Origin of the sequence: Actinoallomurus acaciae (assembly GCF_042429965.1) — a bacterium.
In the GTDB taxonomy this organism is placed as follows: Bacteria; Actinomycetota; Actinomycetes; order Streptosporangiales; family Streptosporangiaceae; genus Actinoallomurus; species Actinoallomurus acaciae.
In genome coordinates this window covers 1-7,650 of record NZ_JBHLZP010000392.1, presented here as the reverse complement: position 1 = coordinate 7,650, position 7,650 = coordinate 1, and the positions used below count along the sequence as shown (strand labels likewise).

The window sequence follows — 7,650 nt, the reverse complement described above, 5'->3', positions numbered from 1 at the left end:
CGCCCGGTCCTTCGGCACCGAGGCGAGGATCGTGTCGCTGGTGACGGTCAGGGCCACACCGATGCCGAGAGCGCACGGGATCATCGCCGCCAGCAGCGTCCAGTAGTTCGACTCGGTGCCGGTCAGGGCGTACAGCGCGAACCCGGCGGCGGAGATCGTCAGGCCGAGGGCGACGGTGCGGGCGCGTCCGATGAGGCCGATCAGCGGTGCGGCCCGCGCCGCGCCGCCGGCGGCCGCGGCGACGCCGCCGGGCAGCCCGGCGAGCCCGGCCTGAAGCGGTGACCAGTGCAGGACGAGCTGGAAGTACTGGGAGAACACCAGCGACTGCGCGACCAGGGCGAACATCGCGAACAGGTTCGCGCCGATCGAGCCGGAGAAGGCCGCGTTGCGGAACAGCGCGACGTCGATCAGCGGCTCGGACAGCCGCGCCTGCCGCCGGACGAACGCCGCCAGGCCGGCGACGCCGATCAGGAGGCCGACGCCGACCCTGGCGTGGAACAGGCCGATGTGGCCGGCCTCGGTGATGGCGTAGACGACACCCAGGACACCGGCGATCGACAGCGGCACGCTCGGCACGTCGAGCCGACCGGGCCGAGATCCCCGCGACTCGGGCAGGACGAACAGCCCGGCGAGGAGCACGACCGCCATGATCGGCACGTTGATCAGGAACACCGAGCCCCACCAGAAGTGATCCAGCAGCGCACCGCCCATGATCGGGCCGAGCCCGACCCCGAGCGCGCCGACGCCGCTCGCGATCCCGACCGCCGTCGTGCGCTCCTTGGCGTCGGTGAAGACGTTGCGGGTGATCGACAGCGTGGACGGCATGATCGTGGCCCCCGCGACGCCGAGGAGCGCACGCGCGGCGATCAGCATCGCCGCGCTGGCGGCGTACGCGGTGACGACCGAGGCCGCCGCGAACGCCGTGGCACCGATGAGCAGCAGCTTCTTGCGGCCGATCCGGTCGCCGATCCCGCCCATCGTGACGAGCAGCCCGGCGAGCGCGAATCCGTACACGTCGGCGATCCACAGGATCTGCGTGCCGGACGGGCGCAGGTCGCTGATCAGGTTGGGGATGGCCAGGTGGAGGGCGGTCAGGTCGACGGACAGGACCAGTACGGCAAGGCAGCAGAGGGAGAGCGTGGCCCACTTGCGAGCGGTCCCCACGGGGGCGAGGGAGTTCATACCCCCGAGAGTCACCGCGCCCGCTGACCGCCCACGCACCTTCCGCTGACCGGCGCGTACCGCTCCTCCGAAGCGGCGGGCCGGGCGGCGCAGGCCTCAGGCGGTCAGGGCGAGGAAGGCGAAGGTGGCCAGCCAGTGGTCGCTGACGAAACCCTTTCCCGTCACATGGGGCAGGCTCGCGTCCAGGTGTCGATCGGCCGACTCGCGCAGGGGGCCCACGCGTGGGTCGGTTGCCGGGAGGGCGCCCGCCAGCAGGCGGAACTGCCAGGCGCGGGACAGGTTCAGCCCGTACAGGTGCGCCTGGTGACCGTCGCTCGCGTCGTTGACCTCGGCCGGGGTGAACAGGGGCCGCCCGCCGTCCAGGCCCGGCAGGAAGCCGGTCAGCCAGCCGGGGAACTGCTCGGCGGGCAGCACCCGGCGCATCAGGTCCGCCTCGCACAGCGCCGGTGACAGGAAGTCCTGGCCGCTGGGCTCCCAGCTCGCCGGGTAGTCGCGGTCGTCGCCGAACCAGTCGGCCGCGCGCTTGGCGATCGTGGCGGCCAGGCGGTCGCGGCCGAGGGCGGTGCCGTTCTCGTGCAGCAGCGCGAGCGCGAACGCCGTGTTGGTGTGCACGCCGTGCCGGACCGGCGCGACGGCGCGGTCCAGCCAGTCCAGGGTCAGCTCCTCGATCGTGTGGGTGAGCGGGCGCAGGGCCGCCGACCACGAGCGAGCGGCCGGGTCCGGGCAGCGTTCGCAGGCGGCGGCCAGCGCCACCGCCCACGCCCAGCCGTAGGGGCGCTCGAACGCGGGGAACGAGCGCAGGTACGCCACCTCCGCCTCGACCGCCCGCTTGGTCAGCGTGCGGTCGAGGGTGTCGCGGATCTGTTCGGGGTTCACCTCGCCCGGCAGGTCGCCCAGCAGCCGGACCGCGAGCCAGTGCATGTGCACGCACGAGTGCCAGTCGTACGCGCCGTGGAACGCCGGGTGCAGCTCGCGCGGCCGTGAGGCCCCGCCCGGCCAGCGCACCACCTGCTGGGTGGCGTGCGGGAACTCGGTGTCGATGTTGCGTACGGCGACGCGCGCGTAGCGGGCGGCCACCTCTTTGATCGTCGTCATCGCCCCTCCTCAGAACGCCAGGGCGTACATCAGGATGATGTTGCAGGCCAGCAGCGGGATCGCGGTGGGGATCTGCGCCTTGATCGGCCCGTACTTGTCCTTCATCTCCAGCAGCGCCGCCGGGACGATGTTGAAATTGGCGGCCATCGGCGTGCACAGGGTGCCGCAGAAGCCGGCCAGCATGCCGATGGCGAAGACCGCCGCCGCGTTGCCGTGGAAGTGCTGCACCAGGACCGGGTAGCCGATCGCCGCCGTCATGATCGGGAACGCGGCGAACGCGTTGCCCATGATGATCGTGAACAGCGCCATGCCGACGCAGTAGACGATGACGCCGCCGATGAGCGAGTTGTCGGGCAGCACGTTCTTGGTGATCCGGCCGACCTGGGTGCCGACGCCGGCCGCGACGAACAGCTGGCCGAGCGTGGCGAGCATCTGCGGGAGCACGGCGGCCCAGCCGATCGCCTCCAGCAGCCGCCGGCCCTCGCTCAGCGGAGCGAGCGGCGACTTCGGCCGCAGCATGACGAACCCGATGATCACTGCCACGATCGCGGCGACGCCGAGGCCGATCAGCGTCTCGGAGGACTTCTCCAGCAGCGGCTCACCGCCGACGTGGATCTTCGCCAGGCCGACCGCGAAGATGATCACCACGACGGGGATCGTCAGCGCCGGGACGAAGAGCCGGTTGCCGAAGCGGTCGGCGCCGGTCTCCTGCTCGGCACGCGTCGGCCCGGGGGTGGTGCCACGGCTGAGCCGGCCGGTGGCGACCAGGAGCGCCATCAAGATGACCGCCGAACCCAGCACCCAGGCGGGCGCGGTCTTGTGGACGACGAACGTGCTGTAGACGAAGGAGGCGCCGAGCAGGCCCCAGAACGCGCCGCTGCCGTACCGCTTGGCGTTGGTGCGGTCGGCGAGGGTCAGCACGGCGACCGCGAGGAAGATCGCGCCACACAGCCAGTAGAACCACTCGACCTTGATCATCGACCGGCCTCCTGCGCCTCGGCCGGGTCCGTACGGCCGGTGAGGCCCGCGGCCTCGGCCATCCGCCCGAGCCGGCGGTCCAGCAGATAGAGCCGCGTGCCGTGGATCACGTATGCGCAGATCGCGGTGGGGATGGCCCACAGCGCGACGTTCAGTGCGTCCAGCTTCAGGTGGTACGTCGTGTCGACGAAGCCGGTGATCAGCAGGATCGAGCCGATCGCGACGAAGATGTCCTCGCCGAAGAACTGGCCCACCGTGTCCGCGCTGGCCGAGAAGGCCTTGACCTTCTCCCGCATGGGCTCGGGTAGGGCGCGGCCGAAGCGGCGCTCGGCGGCGCCCTCGGCCATCGGATGGATCAGGGGACGGACCAGCGCCGCCGGCCCGTTGATCGAGGCGAGGCCCAGGGCGGAGCTGACCTGCCGGATGAACTGGTAGATGACGAGGAGCCGGCCGGTGGTGAGCCCCCGCAGCCGGGAGATCAGCCGCCGGCCCTGCTCTTGCAGGCCGAAGCGTTCGATCAGGCCGATGACCGGCAGGACGAGGACGAACAGGGTGACCGAACGGCTCGACGCGAAGCCGTTGCCGAAGGCATTGAGGATGGCCGTCACCGACAGGTGGCCGAGGAATCCGGTGACGATGCCCGCGACCGTGACGACGACGAAGGGATTGAGCCGCAGCGCGAAGCCGAGGACGACGAGGAGCACGCCGATGAGTACGAGCACGACCGCCCTCCTTCCCGAGTAGGGGATCGAGGGGCAGACAGGGAGCAGCCGTTGCGGGTACCGTACGTATTGTTGAGCAATCCGGCAAGAGGGCAATAACAAGAGGGCAATAAGGGGCGAGATGGCGCAAGAAGGCTCTTCTGCCGGACCGGATTCCGGCGCCGCAGAAGGATCCGGCACCCCGGGTGAGCGGCCCTCACCGCTCGCCGCGCTGTCCGGCGCCCGCGTGCTGATCGACCGTACGAGCACCGTGTCCAAACTGGCCGACGTGCTGCGCGCACAGATCATCGAGGGCGCCCTGCCACCGGGCACGCAACTCGCCGAGCACGCGGCCGCGAAGGAGCTCGGCGTCTCGCGCAACACGCTGCGCGAGGCGTTCCGGCTGCTCGCGCACGAGCGGCTGGTGATCCACGAACCGCACCGCGGCGTGTTCGTGCGCACCCTCGACGCCGATGACGTCCGCGACATCTACACCACGCGCCGCCTGATCGAGTGCGCCGCCGTCCGCGCCGAGGGCGCGTCTCCCCAGGCGGTGGCCGAGATCCGCGCCGCGGTGGCGACCGCCGAGACCGCGGTCGCCGAGTCGCGCTGGCACGACGTGGGAACGGCGGACCTGCGGTTCCACTCCGCGATCGTCGCGCTCGCCGGCAGCCGCCGCCTCAACGACATGATGCGCCGCATGCTGGCCGAGCTGCGCCTGGTCTTCCACGTGATGGCCGACCCGCACCGTTTCCACGAGCCGTACGTGCACCGCAACGCCGCCATCGCCACGCTCATCGAGCAGGGTCGTGCGGAGGAGGCGGCCGAGGCGCTGACCGGCTACCTCGACGACGCCGAGGCCCAGCTCCTCGGGGGCATCGCCGAACGGGCGCGCGACCGAGGCCGAGGCCCCCTCCGGTGACGACGCGTGACGGGGAGAGACTGGGCCCATGGACTACGTGAAGCTGGGCTCGACCGGTCTCGACGTCTCGCGGATCTGCGTGGGATGCATGAGCTACGGCGAGCCCGACCGGGGCAACCATTCATGGACGCTCGGTGAGGATCAGGCCTCGCCGCTCATCCGGCAGGCGGTCGAGGCCGGCGTCAACTTCTTCGACACCGCCAACGTCTACTCCGACGGCAGCAGCGAGGAGATCACCGGACGGGCCCTGGCACAGTACGCCCGCCGCGACGAGGTGGTCATCGCGACCAAGGTGAACGGCCGGATGCACGCGGGCCCGAACGGCGCGGGCCTGTCCCGCAAGGCGATCATGAGCGAGATCGACAACAGCCTGCGCCGGCTGGGCACCGACTACGTCGACCTGTACCAGATCCACCGCTGGGATCACGACACCCCGATCGAGGAGACCCTCGAGGCGCTGCACGACGTGGTCAAGGCCGGCAAGGCGCGCTACATCGGCGCGTCCTCGATGTACGCATGGCAGTTCTCCAAGGCCCTCTACACGTCCCGGCTGAACGGCTGGACGCGGTTCGCCACGATGCAGGACCACTACAACCTCCTGCACCGCGAGGAGGAGCGGGAGATGCTGCCGCTCTGCCTGGACCAGGGGATCGGCGTGATCCCGTGGAGCCCGCTCGCCCGTGGCCGCCTCGCCCGCGACTGGGACGTCACGACCGCGCGCACCGAGACCGACGAGTTCGGCAAGACCCTGTACCAGGAGAGCGACCGGGAGATCGTGGACGCGGTCGGACAGGTCGCCGAGGCACGCGGCGTGACGCGCGCCGCCGTCGCCCTCGCGTGGGTCCTGCGCCACCCGGCGGTGTCCGCGCCCATCGTCGGCATGGGCCGGCCGCAGCACCTGGAGGACGCGATCGCCGCCCTGTCGGTCGACCTGACCGACGACGAGGCGGCCACGCTGGAGAAGCACTACTCCCCGCGCCCGGTGGCCGGCTTCCGCTGAGCCGTACGGCCCGGCGCCTCGCCCGGCGCCGGGCCGGTCCGTCAGCGGCTCAGGTACTCCATCGCGCGGTCGAAGGCGGAGCCGCGGCCGTGGGCGAACTCCTCGGCGGTCAGCGGTCGGCGGGCACCGGACCGGGCGCGACCGGTTCGGTGGCGCGTGACCGGCCGTGGCGTACGAACGCGGCGATGAGCACGATCGCCGCGACCGCCACCGACCACAGCACCTGCGGGCGGCCGTCGTGGTCGAACAGCATCACGATGAGGATGGCGGCGATGCCGAGGACCGTGGCGACGGTCAGGTACGGGTACAGCCACATGCGGATGACGATGCGTTCGGGCGCCTCGCGTTCGAGGCGGCGGCGCATCCGAAGCTGCGACAGGGCGATCACCGTCCAGACGAACAGCGCGACGGCGCCGGAGCCGTTCAGCAGGAACAGGAACACGGTGTCCGGGCTGGTGTAGTTGAAGATCACCGCCAGGAAGCCGAAGGCGACCGACACCCAGATCGCGACGTGCGGGACGCCGCGTGCGTTCGTCGCGGCGAAGACCTTCGGCGCGTCGCCGCGCTCGGCCAGCGAGAACGCCATCCGCGACGCCGTGTACAGCCCGGAGTTCAGGCAGGACAGCACGGCGGTCAGCACGATGATGTCCATGATCGTGCCCGCGCCGGAGATGCCGATGCGGTCGAGGACCGCGACGTACGGGCTGTTCGCGACGCTGCTGGCGTTCCACGGCAGGAGCGTGACGACGACGGCGATCGAACCGAGGTAGAAGACGATGATCCGCCAGATCACGCTGTTGACCGCCTTGGTCACGGCCCGGCCCGGGTCGCGGGACTCGCCGGCCGCGATCGTCACGATCTCGCTGCCCATGAAGGAGAACACGACGGTGAGCAGCCCGGTGATGATCGCGCCGTACCCGTGCGGGAAGAAGCCGTGGCCGGTGAGGTTGCTCGTGCCCACGGAGTCGGTGCCGGGCAGCAGGCCGAAAATGGCCAGGACGCCCAGGACGATGAAGACGGCGATCGCGGCGACCTTGATCGTCGAGAACCAGAACTCGAACTCGCCGTAGGACCCGACGGAGAAGAGGTTGGTCGCGGTGAGCAGGACCATCAGGATCAGCGCCAGCGTCCACTGGGGGAGCGCCGGGATCCAGCCGTGCACGATCTTGGCGCCGGCCGTCGCCTCCACGGCGAGCACGACCGCCCAGAACCACCAGTACAGCCAGCCGATCGTGAAGCCGGCCCACCGCCCGATCGCGCGGTCGGCGTAGGAGGAGAACGACCCGGTGTCCGGTGAGGCGGCCGACATCTCGCCGAGCATGCGCATGACCAGGATGACGAGCAGCCCGGCGAGCGCGTAGGACAGCAGGATGGCCGGGCCGGCGTTGTGGATACCGGCGCCGGAGCCGACGAAGAGGCCCGCGCCGATGACGCCGCCAATGGCGATCATCCCGACGTGGCGGTTTTTCAGCCCCTGTTGGAGGCTTTTCTCGGGCGATTCGGTGCTTCCGACCTGGGGCATTCGGAGCGGCTCCTTGGTTGGGGGCTTCCAAGCAGAATGTGGCAACAAGACCGAAATCAGATACCCAGACGCCGGGGACTGGTAACCCCGCCCGCGCGGTCGGTTCACCGTCGGACGGATGGGAGAAGGGCCGCGGCGGACGCCGTCGTCCGCCGTGGCCCTTCAGGCCGTGCTGGTCAGGACGCGTTCACCGCGACGTCGTCGAGGACGAAGCTGGTCTGCAGGGACGAGTCTTCGGTGCCGCTGAACG

The 7,650-nt window shown here is 70.7% G+C and carries 7 protein-coding genes; 2 read left to right on the top strand and 5 right to left on the bottom strand.

The genetic code is table 11. The annotated features are described in order from the left end of the window. The 4 genes from ACFFNX_RS35765 to ACFFNX_RS35750 form a co-directional block, all read right to left on the bottom strand. Positions 1 to 1,182: MFS transporter (locus ACFFNX_RS35765; protein ID WP_378210401.1), on the bottom strand; the 1,182-nt coding region annotated here is incomplete at its 3' end. A gap of 96 nt (positions 1,183 to 1,278) precedes the next feature. Beyond that, a complete protein-coding gene (locus ACFFNX_RS35760) occupies positions 1,279 to 2,277 on the bottom strand; it encodes a DUF2891 domain-containing protein (RefSeq protein ID WP_378210399.1) in 999 nt (332 codons plus the stop codon). Positions 2,278 to 2,286: 9 nt separating this feature from the next. Further along, positions 2,287 to 3,255 (bottom strand): DUF979 domain-containing protein, encoded by a 969-nt coding sequence (locus ACFFNX_RS35755; protein ID WP_378210398.1) that lies wholly within the window; start codon positions 3,253 to 3,255, stop codon positions 2,287 to 2,289. Beyond that, on the bottom strand, positions 3,252 to 3,977 hold the full coding sequence (locus ACFFNX_RS35750; RefSeq protein ID WP_378210397.1) for a DUF969 domain-containing protein: 726 nt from the start codon (positions 3,975 to 3,977) through the stop codon (positions 3,252 to 3,254). Before ACFFNX_RS35750 ends, ACFFNX_RS35755 begins: the two co-directional genes overlap by 4 nt. A gap of 121 nt (positions 3,978 to 4,098) precedes the next feature. Between ACFFNX_RS35750 and ACFFNX_RS35745 the strand changes: the two genes are divergently transcribed. Further along, positions 4,099 to 4,878 (top strand): GntR family transcriptional regulator, encoded by a 780-nt coding sequence (locus ACFFNX_RS35745; protein WP_378210396.1) that lies wholly within the window; start codon positions 4,099 to 4,101, stop codon positions 4,876 to 4,878. Between the two features lie 28 nt (positions 4,879 to 4,906). Continuing rightward, positions 4,907 to 5,878 (top strand): aldo/keto reductase, encoded by a 972-nt coding sequence (locus ACFFNX_RS35740; RefSeq protein WP_378210394.1) that lies wholly within the window; start codon positions 4,907 to 4,909, stop codon positions 5,876 to 5,878. Between the two features lie 109 nt (positions 5,879 to 5,987). Here the strand turns inward: ACFFNX_RS35740 and ACFFNX_RS35735 are convergent, their stop codons facing one another. After that, the gene (locus tag ACFFNX_RS35735; RefSeq protein WP_378210393.1) at positions 5,988 to 7,400 is read right to left on the bottom strand and encodes an amino acid permease; all 1,413 of its coding nucleotides are present in this window, start codon (positions 7,398 to 7,400) and stop codon (positions 5,988 to 5,990) included. Positions 7,401 to 7,650 lie beyond the last annotated feature (250 nt).